Origin of the sequence: Chitinimonas arctica (assembly GCF_007431345.1) — a bacterium.
Lineage (GTDB): Bacteria > Pseudomonadota > Gammaproteobacteria > Burkholderiales > Chitinimonadaceae > Chitinimonas > Chitinimonas arctica.
The window spans coordinates 3,513,659-3,533,404 of sequence record NZ_CP041730.1 but is presented as its reverse complement, the minus strand read 5'-3'; the positions used below and the strand labels follow the sequence as shown (position 1 = coordinate 3,533,404).

General features: G+C 62.2%; 17 protein-coding genes and 1 tRNA gene. 7 read left to right on the top strand and 11 right to left on the bottom strand.

The window, feature by feature from the left end; translation table 11 throughout:
• Positions 1-11 precede the first annotated feature (11 nt).
• From FNU76_RS16045 to FNU76_RS16030, 4 genes are all read right to left on the bottom strand, one after another.
• Complete coding sequence (locus FNU76_RS16045; RefSeq protein WP_144279126.1) at positions 12-1,676, bottom strand: tetratricopeptide repeat-containing diguanylate cyclase; 1,665 nt, start codon at positions 1,674-1,676, stop codon at positions 12-14.
• Positions 1,677-1,786: 110 nt separating this feature from the next.
• Positions 1,787-2,713: a peptidylprolyl isomerase gene (locus tag FNU76_RS16040; protein WP_223879052.1), complete on the bottom strand. Its 927-nt coding sequence runs from the start codon at positions 2,711-2,713 to the stop codon at positions 1,787-1,789.
• Between the two features lie 214 nt (positions 2,714-2,927).
• The gene (locus tag FNU76_RS16035; protein ID WP_179958146.1) at positions 2,928-4,289 is read right to left on the bottom strand and encodes a DUF945 family protein; all 1,362 of its coding nucleotides are present in this window, start codon (positions 4,287-4,289) and stop codon (positions 2,928-2,930) included.
• 177 nt (positions 4,290-4,466) lie between these two features.
• Positions 4,467-4,925, bottom strand: coding sequence for an Lrp/AsnC family transcriptional regulator (locus tag FNU76_RS16030; RefSeq protein ID WP_179958145.1), 459 nt, complete (start codon positions 4,923-4,925; stop codon positions 4,467-4,469).
• Positions 4,926-5,030: 105 nt separating this feature from the next.
• Between FNU76_RS16030 and FNU76_RS16025 the strand changes: the two genes are divergently transcribed.
• On the top strand, positions 5,031-5,669 hold the full coding sequence (locus FNU76_RS16025) for a LysE family translocator (protein WP_223879051.1): 639 nt from the start codon (positions 5,031-5,033) through the stop codon (positions 5,667-5,669).
• A gap of 32 nt (positions 5,670-5,701) precedes the next feature.
• Here the strand turns inward: FNU76_RS16025 and FNU76_RS16020 are convergent, their stop codons facing one another.
• Both FNU76_RS16020 and aptA read right to left on the bottom strand, forming a co-directional pair.
• Positions 5,702-7,204: a CoA-acylating methylmalonate-semialdehyde dehydrogenase gene (locus FNU76_RS16020; RefSeq protein WP_144279123.1), complete on the bottom strand. Its 1,503-nt coding sequence runs from the start codon at positions 7,202-7,204 to the stop codon at positions 5,702-5,704.
• Between the two features lie 34 nt (positions 7,205-7,238).
• Positions 7,239-8,585 (bottom strand): omega-aminotransferase AptA, encoded by a 1,347-nt coding sequence (gene aptA, locus FNU76_RS16015; protein ID WP_144279122.1) that lies wholly within the window; start codon positions 8,583-8,585, stop codon positions 7,239-7,241.
• Positions 8,586-8,793: 208 nt separating this feature from the next.
• Between aptA and FNU76_RS16010 the strand changes: the two genes are divergently transcribed.
• Entirely contained in the window at positions 8,794-10,179 is a 1,386-nt protein-coding gene (locus tag FNU76_RS16010; protein ID WP_144279121.1) for an aminotransferase-like domain-containing protein, read from the top strand.
• A gap of 2 nt (positions 10,180-10,181) precedes the next feature.
• Here FNU76_RS16010 and FNU76_RS16005 read toward each other — a convergent pair whose 3' ends face one another.
• Positions 10,182-10,880, bottom strand: a complete 699-nt coding sequence (locus tag FNU76_RS16005) for a type 1 glutamine amidotransferase (protein WP_144279120.1) — start codon at positions 10,878-10,880, stop codon at positions 10,182-10,184.
• 19 nt (positions 10,881-10,899) lie between these two features.
• A complete protein-coding gene (locus tag FNU76_RS24140; protein ID WP_179958144.1) occupies positions 10,900-11,061 on the bottom strand; it encodes a hypothetical protein in 162 nt (53 codons plus the stop codon).
• A gap of 201 nt (positions 11,062-11,262) precedes the next feature.
• Here FNU76_RS24140 and FNU76_RS24645 point away from each other — a divergent pair, with 201 nt between their 5' ends.
• The gene (locus FNU76_RS24645) at positions 11,263-12,246 is read left to right on the top strand and encodes a PEP-CTERM sorting domain-containing protein (protein WP_223879050.1); all 984 of its coding nucleotides are present in this window, start codon (positions 11,263-11,265) and stop codon (positions 12,244-12,246) included.
• Positions 12,247-12,338: 92 nt separating this feature from the next.
• On the opposite strand, the gene FNU76_RS15995 is transcribed toward FNU76_RS24645, so the two are convergent.
• The gene (locus FNU76_RS15995) at positions 12,339-13,901 is read right to left on the bottom strand and encodes a sensor histidine kinase (protein WP_144279119.1); all 1,563 of its coding nucleotides are present in this window, start codon (positions 13,899-13,901) and stop codon (positions 12,339-12,341) included.
• 7 nt (positions 13,902-13,908) lie between these two features.
• Positions 13,909-15,060: an FIST signal transduction protein gene (locus tag FNU76_RS15990; protein WP_144279118.1), complete on the bottom strand. Its 1,152-nt coding sequence runs from the start codon at positions 15,058-15,060 to the stop codon at positions 13,909-13,911.
• A gap of 218 nt (positions 15,061-15,278) precedes the next feature.
• Here FNU76_RS15990 and FNU76_RS15985 point away from each other — a divergent pair.
• Positions 15,279-15,354, top strand: a tRNA-Asn gene (locus FNU76_RS15985).
• Between the two features lie 80 nt (positions 15,355-15,434).
• Here FNU76_RS15985 and FNU76_RS15980 read toward each other — a convergent pair.
• Entirely contained in the window at positions 15,435-16,352 is a 918-nt protein-coding gene (locus FNU76_RS15980) for a LysR family transcriptional regulator (protein WP_144279117.1), read from the bottom strand.
• 129 nt (positions 16,353-16,481) lie between these two features.
• Here FNU76_RS15980 and htpX point away from each other — a divergent pair, with 129 nt between their 5' ends.
• The 3 genes from htpX to FNU76_RS15965 all read left to right on the top strand — a co-directional run bounded on the left by htpX (position 16,482) and on the right by FNU76_RS15965 (position 19,730).
• Positions 16,482-17,360, top strand: coding sequence for a protease HtpX (htpX, locus tag FNU76_RS15975; protein ID WP_144279116.1), 879 nt, complete (start codon positions 16,482-16,484; stop codon positions 17,358-17,360).
• A gap of 59 nt (positions 17,361-17,419) precedes the next feature.
• Positions 17,420-18,361 carry a TerC family protein gene (locus FNU76_RS15970; RefSeq protein ID WP_144279115.1) on the top strand — a complete coding sequence of 314 codons (942 nt, stop codon included), beginning with the start codon at positions 17,420-17,422 and terminating at the stop codon, positions 18,359-18,361.
• Positions 18,362-18,467: 106 nt separating this feature from the next.
• Positions 18,468-19,730 (top strand): leucine-rich repeat domain-containing protein, encoded by a 1,263-nt coding sequence (locus FNU76_RS15965; RefSeq protein WP_144279114.1) that lies wholly within the window; start codon positions 18,468-18,470, stop codon positions 19,728-19,730.
• Positions 19,731-19,746 lie beyond the last annotated feature (16 nt).

Sequence of the window (19,746 nt, the reverse complement as noted above, 5' to 3'; positions counted from 1 at the left end):
GCTCATGCGCCCTAACCGGGTTCAACCCGGTCGCGACCCGCATGCTTGGCGCGATACAAAGCCGCATCGGTCCGCGCCAGCCAGGCCGACACGGTCTCGCCCGGGCTCAGCTCGGTCACGCCGATACTGATGGTGACGGCCAGGTCGACCGCGATGGACGACCAGTTGTAAGCGGCTACCATCGCCCGCAGCTTGCCCGCCACCAGCAAGGCATCCGACATGGCTGTTTCGGGCAGGACGATCACGAATTCCTCGCCGCCGAAACGACCGATCACATCGCATTGCCGCAATTGCTCGTTCAGCACCAGGGCGGTGGTACGCAATACCGCGTCGCCGGTCAGATGGGAAAAACCGTCGTTGATATGCTTGAAATGGTCCAGGTCGAGAAACAGCAGCGACAGCGGCCGCACGTAGCGGCTGGCGCGCTGGTGTTCCTCGAACAGGCGTTCGTCCAGGCGGCGCCGGTTGGCCAGACCGGTCAGGGGGTCGCTTTGCGCTTCGCGGCGGAGATTTTCCACCAGGCGATTCTGTGAACGGGATGCTTCCGCCAGCGCATCCGCCATGATGCGCAACTGGTCATTGGTCGCTTCGGTAGCGCGGCGCTTGCTGCGCTCCTCATCGACTTCGTCCAGCGCGGTTTCCAGCTGGATCAGCGTTTGCCCCCGGTCCAGCCGCTCGCTGGCCTCCCGGCTGGACATCTCGCCCTTGAGCGCAACCGCGGCCTCGAAATGCGCCAATGCCGCCGCAAAATCCTTGCCCGCCTTGTAGTAAGCCGCCAAGGCTTCGTGGATTTCGACCCGGATGGGGGTGAAACCGCTTTCGGCCGCCAGCTCCAGCGCCCGCAACAACAGGGGCTCGCCGGCTTCGTAGTCGCCGCGCGCGATATAGAGCTTGCCCAATTTGGTGCGGGCATCCACCTCGCTGCTGCGATGGCCGGCCGCCATCAATACCGGCAGGGCCTCCTGCAAGGCAAGCAGGGCTTCGGGCTCCCGTCCCAGCGCCCACAGCGGGGTGGCGCGGTTGGTTTGCAGCACGGCCAGCAACAAGGGCCAATCGCCATGCGTGCGCAACAAGGCCTCGGCCTGGGCGTAGTAATCGAGCGCTTGTTGATAGTCCAACATGCGCGAACAGTTATTGCCGGCATTGTTGATGCAGTAGACGGCGTCGCGGACCAGGCCCAGCGCCATGTAGCGCTCGGCCAGCAGCTTGAATTCCTGGATGGCTGCGACGAAATGGCCCAGTTGCGATTTGATGATGCAATAGCCGCGCTGGATGTCGAGCAAGGTCGGATGCTCGGGCGGCAACGCCGACTCCCCCAGCCCGGCGGCCCGGTACAGAAACTGCAGGCCGGCATCGTACAAGCCGGTGACGGTGGAGATCCGGGCATAGCCGAGCAGGATCAGCACCAGGCACTCCTGGTCGCGCGTGGCCTTGGCCAGTGCATGGGCCCGGTGCAGGGTCTCGATTGCACCGGCGCAATCGCCCAAATGGCGCATGGCCAGCGCCCGCCAGTAATAAGCCTGGATTTCACCGGGCTGGTTAGCGGTGGTGCGCGAGATTTCCAGCACTTCGTCGGCCAGCGCCAGCAAGCCGGCGGGCTGAGTATCGAGCAGGGACGAGCCTTCGAGCAGCAAACGCTGCAGCGGCTTGGAAGGCATGACGCGGTTTGACGGCATGGCGATCAATCTGAATAGTAAGGCTGCCTACGGACGCAGCAGCCAAATTATGCCATGCGAAGTTGCCGTCATACCGGCAAAAGCCGGGTTAACCCGCCCCTATGGCGAATTTACTGCGTGGGTACGCGCGTCGGCACCGCAAGGTTGCAGACATCGACATGTTCCGGGCTGTGCACATACCAGTCGCCGCTGGTATGCCGGCGTGCTTCCACCCAGGCGGCCCAGGTAGGCGTATCGGTACGCATCACTTCCAGCGCGGGCCGTTCGCCGGCGGGAATATCGGCCAGCAGGCGGACGCGGCGGATAGGCACGTACTGTTCCGGCTTCTCGTAGAAACCCATGGGCCCCATGCCGCGCGGCAAGCCGGACAGCGCTTCCATGCCCTTCAGCACCCGGCCCACCACGGTGATATTCAGATCCAGCGCGCGCGGCGCCTGGCCGATGATGACGTAGAGGCCGCTGCCATTGCTGCTGTCCACCTCGTTGCCGCGCGCCGCGCCGACCACGCCATAGCAATGGGGTATCCACGCCTTGTTGAGCTTGGGGTCGGCGGCGACCGGCACCCCATCGACAAAGCCGGTAACGGCGGCAAATCCATCGCTATCGCGCAGGCGAGTCAAGGGCATGCCGGCAAGGGGCACCGAAAATTCGGCCGGCAGATGGGCATCGGCACCGCCCAGGGGTTTGAGTTTGGCCTTTTCTTTTTCTTCTTCGGATGGATCGCCCCATTGCGTCACGAAGTTATCCTGGACCCGCAGTACCACCAAGCCATCGTAATAGCGCTCGCGCGTCAAGGTGCGGATATTGGCCGCATGGCGCGGTGCGAAGCGCGGCGCCAGCTCCATGATGACCTGGCTGCCGTTCAGCTCCATCAACAAGGTGTTTTGCGGGTCCAGCGGTCGCCAATCGGTCGCCGCCGATTGCTTGACGATATCCGCTGCGCTGGGCGCCGGCGTATCGGCCGCATGGGCGGGCAGCGTGAAGGTGGACAGCAGGGCGGCAAAGGGCAGTACGAATCGCGGATGACGAACAGGCACGGTGTTTCCTCCGATAGTTGGGTTCACACCGCTGGCGCCGATCTGGGTCGGCGGGGGCAATGCGGCGGCGCGCCGCACAGCATGCCATACAGCCGCGATGGCCAAGCACCTATGCGCTCATGGCCGGCATGCGTGTAGGCCACCAGCCACAGCCCAAAAGCAAAGCGCCACCCCGGCGTGAACCGGGATGGCGCTTTGCCGGAACTTGGCCTGCTTACTTGGCCTTGCTCTTGCTCTTGGGCTTGGACTTGGTACTACCGCCCAATGGAATCGGAATTACCTTACCGTTGAGGATAAACTTGCCCTGCTTGAATTCGAACGTGGAGCGGATCTGGCCGTCTTCGAGGCGGAACCATTTTTCTTTCAATGGCTTCTCCATCAGCTGCTCGATCATCATCTTGGTGCCTTCCTTGACCTCGGCATCGGTCACCTTCTTGTCGGACTGACGCTTTTCCAACTCGGCACGCATAAGCGTCTCACCCACCTCGGTCGCCAGGGCCATGGGCACCTGCGCATCGAAACGCGCCTGCACCTTCTTGGCTGCGCGCTCAAACGAATTGAAGTCGGCGTCTTTCAGGCCGGCAACCTTGACGAAGCCCTTCAGTTCAGCCTTGTGACCATGGTACTTGGCGGAAATATCCTGTACTTCCAGCATCATGCCGTGCTTGAGCAGCGCCTTGCCGTGCGTGAGGATCACGCCCATGCCTTCGTTCATCTGCGCTTCCGGCGTCAGCTTGCGGGCCTGCAGTTTGCGCGATTCGGCCACGATGGTTTCCAGCGTGGCGCGGTCGATGCCGCTGAGACGGATAGCGAAACGGGCATCGTCTACGCTTTCCTTGCCCCAGTTGATGCGCTTTACCAGGAATCCGTACTTCACATCCACATTCTTGCCATCCGGCTGCATGGACATATCGTAGGAGAAATCGTCGAGCGTGAGCTTGAACTCCTTGCTCTTTTCCTCGATGGCGATACTCGCCACCTTGGCGTTTGCCGTCATCCACCAGATCAGTTCGCTGGCCTTGTCCTGCGTGATATCCATGCGCATATCGGTCACCGCGACATGCATGGCTTTGCTATCGAACACCATCGAGTCGGATTTCAAGGCAGTGACGGCATGATCCAGGGTCTTGTTGAAAACCGAGTTGCCGTTGATACCCGACCACTCCAGGAGGCTTTCGTCAGCGGAGTCGCGGTATTTCAGCGGATCGAGCTTGATGCGGACATCCATGCTGCCGTCGGCCAGCAACTTCTTTTCCAGATGCAAGGGCTTGGGGTTGCCGAACAGCTTGACCAGCTTCTGTTGCGTGGCCGGGCTGAATTCGAACTGGTTCAGCCGTTCCACCAAGCGCGCCATATCGGTTTCGCTGCTTACCGCCGGCACCAGCTCGCCAACCACCGCCAAATAGGTCTGAAACAATTCGGATTGCTTCAGTTCCTTGAGGGCTTGTTCCCGGGGCGTCGCGGCGGCATCGGCCACCTTTGCTTCGGCGGGCGGCTGCGGCTGCGTTTCCGCATGGGCGGCAAAACTGAGCGACAGCATGGTGGCAAGCGTTGCTGCCTTGAATATTTTTTTCACAATGGTCCCTGAAGGTCTTCGAGCACGCCAGGGCGATGGCAGCCCGTTTCGATTCGAATAGAAGTCCGGGCGTTTCCACTCCGGCGGCGCGAAAGTGCCTGTCCTGAAAAGCATTGTCAAGGTGAGGAATGGCATTGCAACTCGCGCGCAGCTACTCATATCCCGGCGGTGCCGCACTCAGTCCGGCCCGATAGGCAGGGGCCGTGGCGCGAGGCGGGTGGACAGCACCACCGCGGTCTCGGTACGACCGAAGGGTGTAAAACGCGCGATCAGGCTTTCCAGCTCGGCCAGGGAACTCGCCACCACTTTCAGGATAAAGGCCGCGTCCCCGGTCAGGTGATGCGCCTCGCGCACCGCCGGCAGGCCCGCAATCAGCGTCTCTACCTGGCTATAGGTTTCCGGTGCGATAAACAGCTGTACAAAGGCGGTAACCGGATAGCCGATCGCATGGGCATCCAGCTCCGCATGGTAGCCGCGCAGGACACCCTCCTCTTCCAGCCGCTTGAGCCGTTCCGCTACCGCCGGGGTCGAGAGGCCGATGCGGCGTCCCAGCTCGGCCAGCGGCAGGCGGGCGTCCTGCTGGAGCAAGCCCAGCAGATGTCGATTGAGGCGGTCCAGCTTGGGAGCGGTGGGCATGGTGGGCGAGCCAGGGCAAAGAACCTTCGATTGTGAGCCAAACCCGGCCCAAAACCGTAGAACCGGCATGGGCCAGCATCGGCGCGACCAGGACAATGATCGTCATTGCCACTACCCAAGGTCAAGGACGCCATCATGCTGCTCAAAGGAATTCTGTTGGGTTTTTCCATCGCCGCGCCGGTTGGACCGATCGGCTTGCTGTGCATACATCGCGCATTGGAACGGGGCTTCCTCTCCGCCTTCACGGCCGGCTTGGGGGCGGCCCTCGCCGACGCCTGCTATGGCCTGGTCGGCGTGCTGGGCCTGACCACCTTGATGCATTTCCTCACCACCCAAGCGGCCGGCTTACGGGTCGGCGGCGCCCTGTTCCTGCTTTACCTGGCATGGCGGAGCTGGTGGCAAGCGCCGGCCCGACAGGCGGCAACCGTGGCGGCCAGCGGCTGGTTGCGCGGCTTGTTGGCTACTTGCTTGCTGACTTTATCCAATCCCATGACCATCTTGTCCTTCCTGGCCGTATTCGCGGGCATGGGCATACCGGCCGACAGCGGCCTGGGCGGTCTGCAATTGGTGCTGGGGGTACTGCTTGGCTCGGCAGCCTGGTGGGCGCTGCTGGCGGGCATCGCCAGTCGATGCGCCCGGTATCTCTCGCCGGCACGGCTGGTCTGGCTGAACCGCGCTTCGGCCATCCTGCTGGCGGGATTCGCCGTAGCCGCGCTGATGGGCGCCTGGGAGGCATGGCGTTGACAAAACGTCATCCGGCCTCCCGGCCACACGCTTTATTTCATCGTCGGCATCACGAACTCCGCACCGGCCCGAATCGATTGCGGCCAACGGGCGGTAACCGTCTTGAGCCGGGTGTAGAAACGCAAACCTTCGGCGCCGTAAGCATGGTGATCACCGTAGAGCGATTGCTTCCAGCCCCCGAAACTCATAAAGGCCATGGGCACCGGGATAGGCACGTTCACCCCCACCATGCCAACCTGGATGCGGGCGACGAAGTCGCGGGCCGCATCGCCGTCGCGGGTAAAAATGGCCGTTCCATTGCCATAGGCATGCTCGTTGGTGATGCGCACGGCTTCGTCGTAGCTGGCGACCCGTACCACGCACAATACCGGGCCGAAGATTTCTTCCTGGTAGATCCGCATCGCGGTGCCGACCTTGTCGAACAAGCAGCCACCCAGGAAAAAACCACCCTCGCAGCCGGCGACCACGTGATCGCGGCCATCCACCACCAATTCGGCGCCTTCGGCGACGCCGATATCGACGTAGCCGCGCACTTTTTCCCGGTGCTCGCGGGTGACCAGCGGACCCATCTCGACATCGGCCGACGAATCCCAGCTGCCTATCTTCAGTTGCAGGACCTTGGGCGCCAGCTTGGCGACCAGGGCATCGGCCACTTCATCCCCCACGGCCACCGCCACCGAAATGGCCATGCAGCGCTCGCCGGCCGAACCATAGGCGGCCCCCATCAGCGCATCCACGGCCTGATCCAGGTCAGCGTCCGGCATGACCACCATATGGTTCTTCGCGCCGCCCAAAGCCTGCACCCGCTTGCCCTTGGCCGTGCCGATGGAATAGATGTACTGGGCAATGGGCGTGGAGCCGACAAAGCTGACCGCCTGTATGGCGGGATGGGCCAGGATGGCATCGACCGCCACCTTGTCGCCCTGCACGACATTGAAGACCCCGTCCGGCAGGCCGGCTTCCTGTAACAGCCTGGCCAAGAGCAGCGCGGTGCTGGGGTCGCGCTCGCTGGGCTTGAGGATAAAGCAGTTGCCGGCCACCAAGGCCAGCGGGAACATCCACATCGGCACCATGGCGGGGAAATTGAACGGCGTGATGCCGGCCACCACGCCCAGCGGTTGCCGCAAGCTGTAGCTATCGACCGCCGTACCGACGTTTTCGCAGAATTCACCCTTGAGCAGATGCGGTGCGCCACAGGCAAACTCGACCACTTCCAGCCCCCGTACCAGCTCGCCATGGGCATCGGCGCGGACCTTGCCGTGCTCGCTGGCGATGGTAGCCACGATTTCGTCGGCATGCCGCTCCAGCAATTCCTTGAACTTGAACATCACGCGGGCGCGGCGCAAGGGCGGGGTGGCGGCCCAGGCCGGAAATGCGGCTTCGGCCGCCTGCACGGCCTGGTTGAGTTCGTCGGCATCGGCCAAGGCGACCTTGCCGATTACCTCGCCCAAGGCAGGGTTATAGACCGGGCTGAAACGGTTGGCGCCGCCCGGCACTTCGCGGCCGGCGATCCAGTGAGGGATGATGCGAGTCATAAACGATGATCCTGTCTGATAAGAGGCGTGGGGCCTAGCCCGCTGCATGGATGGACTGACGCAGCACATCGGTCATCTGGGCCAGTTCGTCCGGCGACGAGATAAAGGTCGGCCCCATGGCGATGATGTCGCCGGTGAAGCGGAACAAGACTCCCCGCTTGAGTGCTTCCTCGAATACCCGCAGGGCGCGCAGGCCGGGCTTGCCATCCAGCGGCGCCAGTTCGACCGCGGCGGCCAGCTGGCAGTTGCGGATATCGACAATATTGGCCTCGCCTTTCAGGCTATGCACACATTCCTCCAGCACCCCGGCCAGGCTCTCGACCCGTGGGTAGATCTGTTCGTCGGCCAGCACATCCAGGGTGGCATGGGCGGCCGCCACCGCCAGGGCGTGGCCGGAGTAGGTGTAGCCGTGGAAGAACTCCACCAGGTGCGCCGGGCCCGCCATAAAGGTGTCGTACATATTCCTGGTGGCCAGTACCCCGCCCATCGGCACCAGGCCATTGTTGACGCCCTTGGCGAAGGTGATCAGGTCCGGGCTCACGCCATAGTGCTGGGCGGCGAAGGGTTTGCCCATGCGGCCAAACGCGGTGATGACCTCGTCGAAGATCAGCAGGATGCCGTGCTTGCTGCAGATCTCGCGCAAGCGCTTGAGGTAGCCGGCCGGCGGCACGATCACCCCGGCCGAGCCTTGCATGGGCTCGACGATCACGGCGGCGATGGTGGACGCATCGTGCAAGGCCACCAAGCGCTCCAACTCTTCCACCAAGTGCAGGCCCCATTGCGGCTCGCCGCGGGAAAATGCCATTTCCTTCAGGTTATGGGTATGCGGCAAATGATCGACGCCCTGCAGCATGCCGGCGGCGAACATCTTGCGGTTGGCCACCATGCCACCCACCGAAATCCCGCCGAATCCCACCCCGTGATAGCCCTTCTCGCGACCGATAAAACGGGTGCGGTGGGCTTCGCCGCGCGCCCGGTGATAGGCCAGCGCCATTTTCAGCGCCGTATCGACCGCTTCGGAGCCGGAATTGCAGAAGAACACATGCTCAAAACCCGCCGGCGCCTGCTCGGCAATGCGCTCGGCCAAGTGGAACACCGCCGGCGTACCCATCTGGAAGGCGGTCGCATAGTCCAACACATCCAATTGCCGTTTGACCGCCTCCACCAGCCGCGGGTGGCGATGGCCAAGTCCGCAGCACCACAATCCCGACAGCGCGTCATACAGGCGGTTGCCTTCGGTGGTCCAGTAGTAGCTGCCCTCCGCCTTGGCCAGCATGCGGTTGCTGCGATGGGCGGCATCCTGCTTGAAGTAGCGGTTGTGGCTGAACGGCATCCAATATGCGTCCAGCGACTGGTTGGGATCGAGTTCGCTCACGGCCATGGTCGGCTCCTGCCGGTAGAATGTGTTGGTCTGTATTGGTCAATACCGTGGCGCGATCGGCCACCCTTGCGTAACAGGGCCAGTATCGGCCACTATTCAGTGACTTATCCATATACATCACACCCCTGCCGACAAGCTGCTGTACTGTAAATTAATACAGTACAGTTTAAAGAGCACACTTTTCACCTTTACGGTATTCAGCTCAACCATGCTCCAACTCGACCCCGACTCACGCCAATCGCTGACCGAACAATTGGTCGATGGCGTCATCGCCAAGATCGAGCGGGGTGTCCTGGGCGAGGGTGCGCGGCTTCCCTCGGTGCGCGGCCTGGCCCAGTCCGCCGGGGTCAGCCCCTTCACCGTGGCGGAGGCGTACAACCGGCTGGTGGCCGCCGGCTGGATCGCCTCGCAACGGGCCCGCGGCTATTTCGTGGCGGCCCATCGGAGCAAGCCCGCGGCCACGCCCGAGCGGGCGCCGGTAGACGATGCCTGGTTGCTGCAGCGGGTATACGAGGATGGCGGCTTGGACCTGCCGGCCGGTTGCGGCTGGCTACCGCACGACTGGCTCTATGAGGACGGCGTACGGGCGGCGCTGCGCGCGCTGGCCCGCGCCCCAGCCGCCATGCTGACCCGCTATGGTCATCCGCAGGGACTACCCACCTTGCGCGAGCATCTGCAGTGGCGGCTGGCCCTGCGCGGCATCGAAGCACCGGCCGAGCGTATCGTCTTGACCCACGGCGCCAGCCAGGGACTGGACCTGGCCATGCGCCTGCTGGTCAAGCCGGGCGATACCGTGCTGGTAGAAGCCCCCGGCTATTCCACCCTGCTGGCGGCCCTGACCGCTCATGGCGCCCGGCTGGCCGCCGTACCGCGCGGCGCCAAGGGGCCGGATGTGGCAACGCTGGCCAAGCTGGCCGCCACACACAAGCCGGTCGCCTTCTTTACCAATAGCGCCTTGCACAATCCCACCGGCACCACCACCAGTGCGATGGTCGCCCACCAGGTACTCAAGCTGGCCGAGCAATTCGATTTCCGGGTCATCGAAGACGACCCTTTCGCCGACCTGCTACCCGGCGCCAGCCCCACCCTGGCCAGCCTGGACGGGTTGCAGCGCGTCATCTACCTGGGCAGCTTTTCGAAAACCATGTCGCCGGCCTTGCGCGTGGGCTATCTGGCCGCCGACACCGCCACCGCGGCCCGCGCGGCCCAACTGAAGATGACCGGCGGCCTGACCAGCTCCGAACTGATGGAAGCGGCAGCCTTGACCATGCTCAGCGACGGCCACCATCGCAGCCATCTGGAGCGTCTGCGCGAGCGCTTGGCCGATGCCCAGACCAGGGTATGCGACAAGCTGGGCGCGCTGGGCTGGTCCATTCCCCACCGTCCCGGCGGCGGCTTGTTCCTATGGGCAGAAGCGCCCGCCGGCCTGGATGCGGGGCAACTGACCGACGCGGCCGCCCATGCCGGCATCGCGCTGGCGCCGGGCCGCTTCTATCTTCCCGCCGGGGAGGGCAGCCGCTATTTCCGCTTCAATGCCGCCTGGGCGGATAATAGCCGGCTGTACGACTGGCTGGCATCGCAAGGCAGGCCTTAGCCTTACCGCAGCCCCTTCACCCACTCGCCATAAATGGTATCTGCGACGCGTTGGCTGGCGACGATCGCTTCAGCCAGGCCCGGCAGCAGCGCAGCCTCCTGCTGCACGGCCGGCGAGGCGCATTGCGATAACTCCTCCTGACCCAATTCCAGCCAGCGCTTGACCTTGAACTCGTCCACTTCGCTATGGAATTGCAGACCGAGATGCAGGCCGTTCACCACGAAAGCCTGGTTGGCGCAGTAGTCGCCGCTGGCGATACGGATAGCGCCGGCGGGAATCGAAAAGCTTTCGCCATGCCATTGGAACTGACGCACCGTTTCCACCGCGCCGAACCAGCGTGCGGCCGAGTCTTCCAGGCGCAGGTCGCACCAGCCGATTTCCACGTGCTCGGCTGCCTGCACCGTACCGCCCAGCGCCAAGGACATCAGCTGCGCCCCCAGGCAATGTCCCAGCACCGGGATATCGGCGGCGATGGCGGCACGGATCAGGGCCAACAGGGGCGGGAAATAGCCGATATCGTCGTTCGCGCTCATGGGCCCGCCCAGCACCACCAGGCCGGCATAGCCATCGATGGCGTGCGGCAAGCGGGCGCCCTCGAACATCTTGAAGACCTGGCAGGGACGGCCGATACGGTTCAGATAAGGTAGAAGATAGCCAGGACCGTCATCGGCGACGTGCTGGATTAGGGCGATAGGAAACATGCTGACTCACAGATACAAATTAGGATGGGTTTGCGGCAAGGTCGGCATCGTAACGGAAGATAGGCACCTCCCCCAGCCGTTCTGTGAATGTCCGCATCGCGGCATGGCCGGGCAGCTGGTTGCTGGCGTGCAAGCCGACGATGCGCTGGACGCTCGGTCGATCCAGCAATTGGAATTCCATTTGCTCGTTACCCGGCGGACAGGCCTCGCACTTCATTAATTAGAAATTAATAATACTATTGATATCCGATCAACAGGCCAAATACGCACTCATTCCTGGTAAATATTAACTTTGGAAAGAGTCTGATCAAAAAACCTTTTTGTCATGGGAACAGTAGAATGCATTCGCATTAATAAAAACACTTAAATCAGGGAACTAAAAATGAAGAAGACAGTTGTACTCGCGCTGGCCCTAGCCTTCGCCTCGCAATCGGCATTTGCCGATAATATCCTCAGCACACGCGTTGGCTACAACCAGAACGGTGTCCAGAACGACACCGTGGACAATAAATGGGACGTCACCGCCCCGGCCAATGTGCAATCAACGGTCAGCGCGCAGGGTACCGATATCCAGCGCAGCGCTACGGCCACCGGTTATTTCGATCCGACCACCGGCACCTTCAAGGGCAGCACCCAGTCGTCGCTCAGCGGCGCCACCGGGGACCGTCGCTTCATCTTCGCCGAGTCCGGTGTCAACGTCGCCGACAAGTTGCGCGTGAACTCCACTGCCGACAATGCCCAGCTGAAATTCACCGTGAAGTACGATGCCAAGTTCGGCAACCCCTTCGTTTCCGCCCCCCGCAACATCTTTAGCTCATCCCAGCCCATCCGCTCGAACCTGGCCGACTTCGACGTCAGCTTGAGCCAGATGGTCGATCATCCGGGCGAAGGCGAAGGCAGCGGCAGCTGGGCCGAGATGATTGGTGGTCAAAGCGGCCGCTCCTGGCACTTTGCCGAATTCACCCAGCCAGCACACCAGGGTGGCTCCAATATCGCGTATACCCATCACGAATCCTATTCCGGCGACGGCCGTAACGCGGACCTGGGCAACGCCGCTTCCGCCACCGACTGGAGCGGCATGGTCAGTTTCACCCTGGACGTGCCGACCAACAAGGATCTGGACCTGAGCGTGAAGTTCGCCCTGAATTCGTTCTGTGCCCAGGCTTACCTGTGCAACTCCAGCATCGATGCCACCAACTCCTTCTACCTGGGCGTAACCGCCATCGGTGGCCAACTGGTGTCGAACAGCGGCTACAACTACACCCTGGGCGCACCGGTTCCGGAACCGGAATCCTATGCCATGCTGCTGGCTGGCCTGGGACTGATGGGCTTCGTCGCCCGCCGCAAGGCCCGCAAGACCGTTTAAGCGGCCTCGCTCCAAACCATAAGGCCTGGAAAAGTCGCCAGCCGCGAGGCATGGCGGCTTTTTTTACGCTCGGCGAAAGCCAGGACACAGGCCTAGCGGTCAGCCGCGACGGTAAACCAGAAACAGGCCCCGCGGCCCGGTTCGGCCTCCGCCCAGATATTGCCGCCGTGCCGGCTGATGGCCCGCCTGGCCGTCGCCAGCCCGATGCCGGTCCCGTCGAATTCGGCCTGCCCATGCAAGCGATGGAAGGGCGTGAACAACATGCCGGCATGGACCATATCGAAACCCGCGCCGTTGTCGCGCACGAAAAACCGCTGCTCGCCCTCCTCCAGCACGCCGCCTACCTCCACCACCGCCGCCTGGGTTTTGGCGCTGAACTTGATGGCATTGCCCAGCAGCTGTTCCAGCACCAGGCGCAGCAAGCGCACATCGGCCACGACCGGCAGGGAGGGTTGGCACCGGAATTCCAGCGTCAAGCCGGTACGCAAACCGGCAAAGTCGTGCCAGACCGATTGCGCCAATACCGCCAGATCCAAGGGTTCCCGCTGCAACTCGAGGCGCGAGGTCTGCGCCAGCATCAAGAGGTCGTCTATCAGCTGGTTCATGCGCAGCGTGCCGGCCTGTACCCGCTCCAGTATGCCGACCTCGTCTTCCTTCAATCGGCCGGTGGCCTCCTCCGCCAGGATCTGGCTGAAGCCCATGATGGCGCGCAAGGGCGCGCGCAGGTCGTGCGAGACGGAATAGGAAAAGGATTCCAGTTCGCGATTGGCTTCTTCCAGCTCGCAAGTACGCTCTGCCACCCTTCGTTCCAACTCCTCGTTCAAGCTCTGCATATGCCGCTCGACCGCATACTGGTCGGAGATGTCATGCATCACCGTCAGTACGGCCAATTCGGCGCTCAAGCTGCACGGCAACTTCACGGCATCGTAGTGGCGCATCTCGCCGTCCAGCCCAAGCAAGGGCATTTCCGGCAATTTCATACTGGTACCCGCCGCGCGCACGGCTTTGTCGATTTGCGCCGATTGCGCCAGCCATTGCGCCGGCAGATGCAGGCTGGCCTCGGGCCGGCCCAATAATGCGGCCGCCGACTCGACGCGCTGGGCCCGCACAAAGGCGGCATTGGCCAACAGCAGCAGGCCATCGGGATCGGTGGCATAGATGGGTTGGGGCAACAGGTCGAGAATGGCTCTAAGCTCCGCCTCGCCCCTCTGCTGTTCGGTCTGGGTATCGGCCATATGGCGCAACTGTCTTTGCAGCTTGCCGGTCACCCTGACGTAGTCGCTGCGGGTGGTATCGAGATCGTCGCGCAGCCGGTCCAGCGTGCAGGCCAGCGTTTGCGTCTGCTCGCTTTGCACCATGGCGGCAGCGATGGCCAGCAACAGTGGCTCCACCAGCACGCGCAGTACCGATTGCAAGCGCACCGGCAGCGTCATCCGCCACAGCAGCGCGCCCAGCTGTTCCTGCCGAAAGCCGTCGCCCGGCACCACGATCACCCCAGCCACCCGCCGTTTGAAATCGTCCACGATGGGCAATAGCTCATCCAGGGAGCGGCAGTAGACCGCCACCGGACCCGCCAGCAGATCGCGCTTCTTTGGCTGCACGCATTGGAAACCCGGCGGTGGCGGGGCCAGCATGCTGATCAAGCGCAACTTCATGGCGATATCAGGCCCCGATCAGCAGCAGTACATAGGTCATATTGTGGAATAGATTGCGGGTATAGCCCTGCCCCTCACGCAACGGTCCGATCTCACCGAAGGAGGGATAGCCGGCCAGGGCCAGGCCGTCGGGGAAAGCTTCGCTCAACAACTCGGTTTCGCGGCGGATATCGCTTCCCAGCATCTGCTTGCGCCCGGTACAACTGACGATCAGGCCGGCCACCGGCTGGAATGCCAACAGACTGGCGCGCTGCGCCAAGGTGCTGATCTCGACCAGCAACTCGTCCGGGCTGGCCAGACAAACCTGTACCGATTTGCCGGCTTCGATGCCGCCGTATAGTCCTATCGCGCCTTCCGCGCGGCTGAAATCCGGCACGATGGCGCGTAAGCGCTTCTGCGCGACGCGATCCGGATCGATGATACTCAAGGCCACCACGCCACGATCGGTCTGCAATACCGGCTTGCCGGTCTCGCGCTCGATAAAATCCATCGCACCGATGCCATCGATCCGGTAGAGCTGGGTCCCGGCGGCCGATTCGATGGTGCCGGGACGCCCAATGGGGCTGATGGCATTGCCGATGGCGATATCGAAGCGCAGATTGCCGCGCGCGCCCAGCAATACGATCGCATCTTGCAGCACCTCGCCGTCGCGATAGAGGTAAGACAATTGCATCCGGTCATCATCGGCGGCCAGGCCGCCCATCACCGGGCAATCGACCTCGTCCCGCAACACCACCTCGATCATGCTGGCATCGGTACGAAAATCCGAAGCGAGATAGACCAGGTCGGGCTCTCCCCCCATGGCCAGGCGCAGATCGGCGAACGCGCGCCGGGTGGTAGCGACGGGATCGGCCGCCACCCCCTGCACCGCCACGGTATGCCAGCTCACTTCGCCGCCGCTGTTCAAGCCCAGCACGCTGGCCCCCATATCGGTCACCCGGCTGGTTTCATACACCCCGTCGCCACTATTGCCGATCAGCAATAGGCCGGGGTAATCCAGCACATCGCGCAGCCCTTCCAGCAATTCCGGGTTGCCGGCGTAGTGCACCGTGCTGAACAGAAACACCACCTCGGGCGCCAGGGCGGATAGCGACTCACCCAAGGCCACCCCGGCGCGATAGGGGTCGGCGATAAGGGTATGGCTGGATTTGGCCTGCATGATTGGCGTACTCCCTGATTCTGGCGCGGCTTTTGTCCTTACAGTGTAGTTCAGCCCGTCATGCAATCGCCAGACGACCATGCTGCCGTGCAGCATGCATTTCGGCGGCAAACCATTGATGAAAAACAAATTACGTGCCAGGCCAGCGGGCATGGATAAAAATAATTTCAAAAAAGCTTTGACGAGATCCCGTTTCACCCCGTATATTGCGCCTCCTTTCCTCGATAGCTCAGTCGGTAGAGCGCCGGACTGTTAATCCGTAGGTCCCTGGTTCGAGCCCAGGTCGAGGAGCCAGATGCAGCAAAAAAGCCCAGCCATGCTGGGCTTTTTTGTTTTCCGGATTGCCAGCCGGCGATAGCCGCCGGAAGGCGACATCAATTGCCCAATGGCTGCCGCCACTGCAGATCAGCCTGCAACAGCCTCTCGACATGGGGGTTCGGCAGTCGCGCCGGCCGGCTGATGGCATAGTAATCCTCGCTCAACTCCGGCAACACGGTCACCAGCTCGGCGCCATATTGGCGCGCCAACATATCCGCCATCACGGTGGCAGCAGGAAAGAAGCCGGCCCCACTCCCGCCGAACGTGGTCAACAAGGCATTGTCGTCGAACTCGCCCACCACGCGTGGCCGCAAGCCCTCGGCTTCCAGCCAGGCATCGATACGCGCGCGCATGGAGCTACGCCGGCTGGGCAACAGCAGCGGCGCCTGCTGCAATATTTCCTTGCCGCTTGCCGCCTCGCTGTTCGCCAGTAAGCTACCCGCCGCGAAAATCCCGATGGGACAAGATGCCAGCCGCTTGGCCGCCAAGCGCCGTTGCTGCCCCTGGCCCAGATCGCGGTCGGACAGCACCACATCCAGCTTGTGCCGCGCCAGCGCCGACACCAGCTCTTCAAAATCGCCCTCCTGGCATACCAGCCGCAGTTGCGGCTCTGCCGCCAGCACAGGTGCGAGCAATTGATAGGCAACCAGCTTGGGCACGGAATCGGCGATACCCACCGTGAGACGGCTGGCCAAACCCAGTTGCGGCGCCGCCAAGGCCTCCCGTAAACGCTCGCCCAGCAGAAAAATCTCGTCGGCGAAATGCAAGGCCTGCCTGCCTGCCTCGGTCAGCACCAGGCGACGCCCTTCCTGTTGGAACAAGGCTCGTCCCATTTCCCGCTCCAGCTTGGCCAATTGCCCGCTGATGGTCTGCGGGCTGATGCCCAGGCGCTCCGCCGCCCTGGCCACCCCGCCTTCCTTGGCCACCGCCCAGAAGTAGTGCAAATGCTTATAGTTGAGTTCCGGCTTGTGCATGACTGATCCATCGAAAAAATCGAGCAATAGCTACGACTATACTCGATTCTTTGGTAGCAACTGATCCAGTAAGCTTCGTTCCTGTCTATCAATGTATGCGACCACCTGGCTCGCCAAGGGAGTCTTACCATGAAGCGCATTCTGCTTTTTCTTGCCACCAATATCGCCGTCATGCTGGTGCTGTCGATCAGCGCCCGCCTGCTGGGCGTGGATCGTTTCCTGACCGCCAATGGCATGAACTTCGGCATGCTGCTGGCCTTTTCCGCCCTGATCGGTTTCGGCGGCTCCTTTATTTCGCTGCTGATGTCCAAAACCATGGCCAAGTGGAGCACGGGCGCACAGGTCATCGAGCAACCGCGCAACGCCGACGAGGCCTGGCTGGTGGAAACCGTCCGCCAACTGAGCACCCGCGCCGGATTGAATATGCCGGAAGTGGCCATCTACGAAGGCGCGCCGAATGCCTTCGCCACCGGCCCCAGCAAATCCAACTCGCTGGTCGCGGTCTCCACCGGCCTGCTTTCGAGCATGCGCCGGCGCGAACTGGAAGCGGTGCTGGCCCACGAGGTAGCCCACATCGCCAACGGCGACATGGTGACGCTGACCTTGATCCAGGGCGTGGTGAATACCTTCGTGGTGTTCCTGTCGCGCGCTGCCGGTTACCTGGTCGATAGCTTCCTGCGCAAGAGCGATGAGGAAAGCAGCGGCCCCGGCATCGGTTACTACATCTCGTCCATCGTGTTCGAAATCATCTTCGGCATCCTGGCCAGCATCATCGTCATGTACTTCTCCCGTCAGCGTGAATACCGCGCCGACGCAGGCGCCGCCCGCTTGCTGGGCAACAAGGCGCCGATGATCGATGCGCTGCAGGTATTGGGTGGCCGCGAACCCGGGGAACTCCCCAAGAACATGGCTGCCTCAGGCATCAGCGGCCGTGGCCTGAGCAGCCTGTTCAGCAGCCACCCGTCGATGGAATCCCGCATCTCGGCACTGCAACAACTGCAGGCCTGACCTACAACACCGCGGGCGGCAAGGCAGCGTCAGCCGCCCGCGTTTCCGGAATCGAATAAATGGATAACTCACTTGCGATGTGGGGCAGCTTTGCCCTGGTCGTCGTCTTTCTGCTCGCGCTCGATCTAGGCGTTCTGAACCGCAAAGACCAGGAAATCAGCATACGCCAGAGCCTCAAGCTGTCGGCCTTCTATATCAGCGCCGGCCTGTTGTTTGGCGGTTGGGTATGGTTTCAGTTGGGCCCGCAGGCCGGCATGGACTACCTGACCGGCTTCCTGGTGGAAAAAAGCCTGTCGATGGACAATGTGTTCGTCATCAGCCTGATCTTCACCTACTTCGCCATCCCTCGCGCCTATCAGCACCGGGTGTTGTTCTGGGGCATCGTCGGCGCCATCCTGATGCGCGGGCTGATGATAGGCCTGGGCGCCAGCCTGCTGCACCAGTTCAGCTGGATCATGTATGTCTTCGGCGCTTTCCTGGCCTTTACCGGCATCCGCATGCTGTGCATGAAGGAGGAGGAGACCGATATTTCCAGGATGCCGCTGCTGAAATGGCTGAAGTCCCGCTTCCGCTTTACCGAAGAGCTGGATGGCCACCACTTCCTGGTCAAGCGTCCCGATCCCAAACAGGCGGGCAAGATGGTCTGGTGGGCAACGCCGCTGTTGCTGGCACTGGTGACGGTTGAATTGACCGACGTGGTGTTCGCAGTGGATAGCGTGCCGGCAATCTTCGCCATCACCACCGATCCCTATATCGTCTTTACCTCCAACATCTTTGCCATCCTGGGTCTGCGCGCGCTCTACTTCGCCCTGGCGGCCATGGTGCACCGCTTCCACTACCTGAAGTTCGCCCTCGCGGTGGTGCTGATCTTTATCGGTATCAAGATCTTCCTGGTCAATTTCGCCATCAAGATCCCGTCGCCGGTTTCGCTGGGCGTGACATTCGGCCTGCTGGCCGCCGGTGTGGCCTATTCGTTGTGGAAAACACGCAAGGACTTATAGCGCTCACAAAACCGCCGAGAACCAAATAACCGAAAGTATTGCCGAATGCGGCCCTAAACACGTGTATCCCCCTCCCCGCCTGGCGGGGAAATCCAGGAGACAAGACATGTTGCCGCTTGGGACTACTTTCTTACCCTCCACTCCAATGACCCACTCCGACCCGATTGTCGTGCAAGGGTGGGAGCCGGGAGGGCCACCAACGTGGTTGCTGAGGCGGCAGTTGCGGGACAACAAACCGAACACGACAGCGCTTGATTTCAGCGAGCACTCCCTCGGTGACTTTAAAATAAAAAAGGTAGCCCGTTCGCTGGCGAAGAATCACTATCTGACCACGCTAAACCTGCGTAGCAACAGAATCAGCGACCATGGCGCGCAGGCGCTGGCCGAGGTGCTGGGGAACAATCACTGCCTGACCTCACTCAACCTGTCCGACAACCGGATCAACCTCTGTGGCACGCAGGCGCTGGCCAATGCGTTGAAGAGCAATTACCACCTGGCCAAGCTCGACCTGCGCTACAACCAGATCGGCGACATCGGTGCGCAACTGCTGGCTGACATGCTGGCGCAGAATCGCTACCTGACCTCGCTCCATCTGGGTTGGAACAAAATCGGCGACATGGGTGCAGGGGTGCTGGCCCAAGTGCTGGAGCGGCGCAACTGCCCGATCTCGCTCAAGCTATCCGGAAACGAAATCAGCGACAGCGGCGCGCAGGCACTGGCTGGTGCGCTTGTATGGAACGGCTGCCTTAGCTCGCTCGATCTGAGCGACAACCCGATCGGCGTCACTGGCAGGCAGGCGCTGGCAGGTGCGCTGACGCTGAATAGCTACCTGAAAACGCTCGCCCTGAAACGCTATCCGCTCGGCGTCTGCGACGAGAAGGCCATACTGGTATGGAACCAAAGGATAGACGCAAACGACGCGAGCATGTTGGCCGATATGCTGGTAGGGAATAACTGCCTAAGCACACTACGACTGGACGGCAACAAAATCGGCAACAAGGGCGCGCAGTCGCTGGCCCAGGCACTGCAGAAGAATCACGGCCTGACCAAGCTCTCGCTGCACTGGAACCAGATCGGTTCTGTCGGCGCGACGGCGCTGGCCGAAGCACTACAACAGAATAACTGCCTGACCAAACTCGACCTGAGCACCAACGATATCAACAACAACGGCGCGCAGGCGCTGGCCAAAGCGCTGGCGAACAATCGTTGCCTGGTCTCGCTCAATCTGTACAAAAACGAAATCGGTGCCGCTGGCAAGCAGGCGCTGACCGAGGCGAAAACTCAGAATGGCCGCCTGACCCATCTTGACCTGAGAGACAACAGCGACAACGTGACCGATATCAGCGGCGACCGGAGCGACTGGGGCTGAAACCCGATCGAGGACA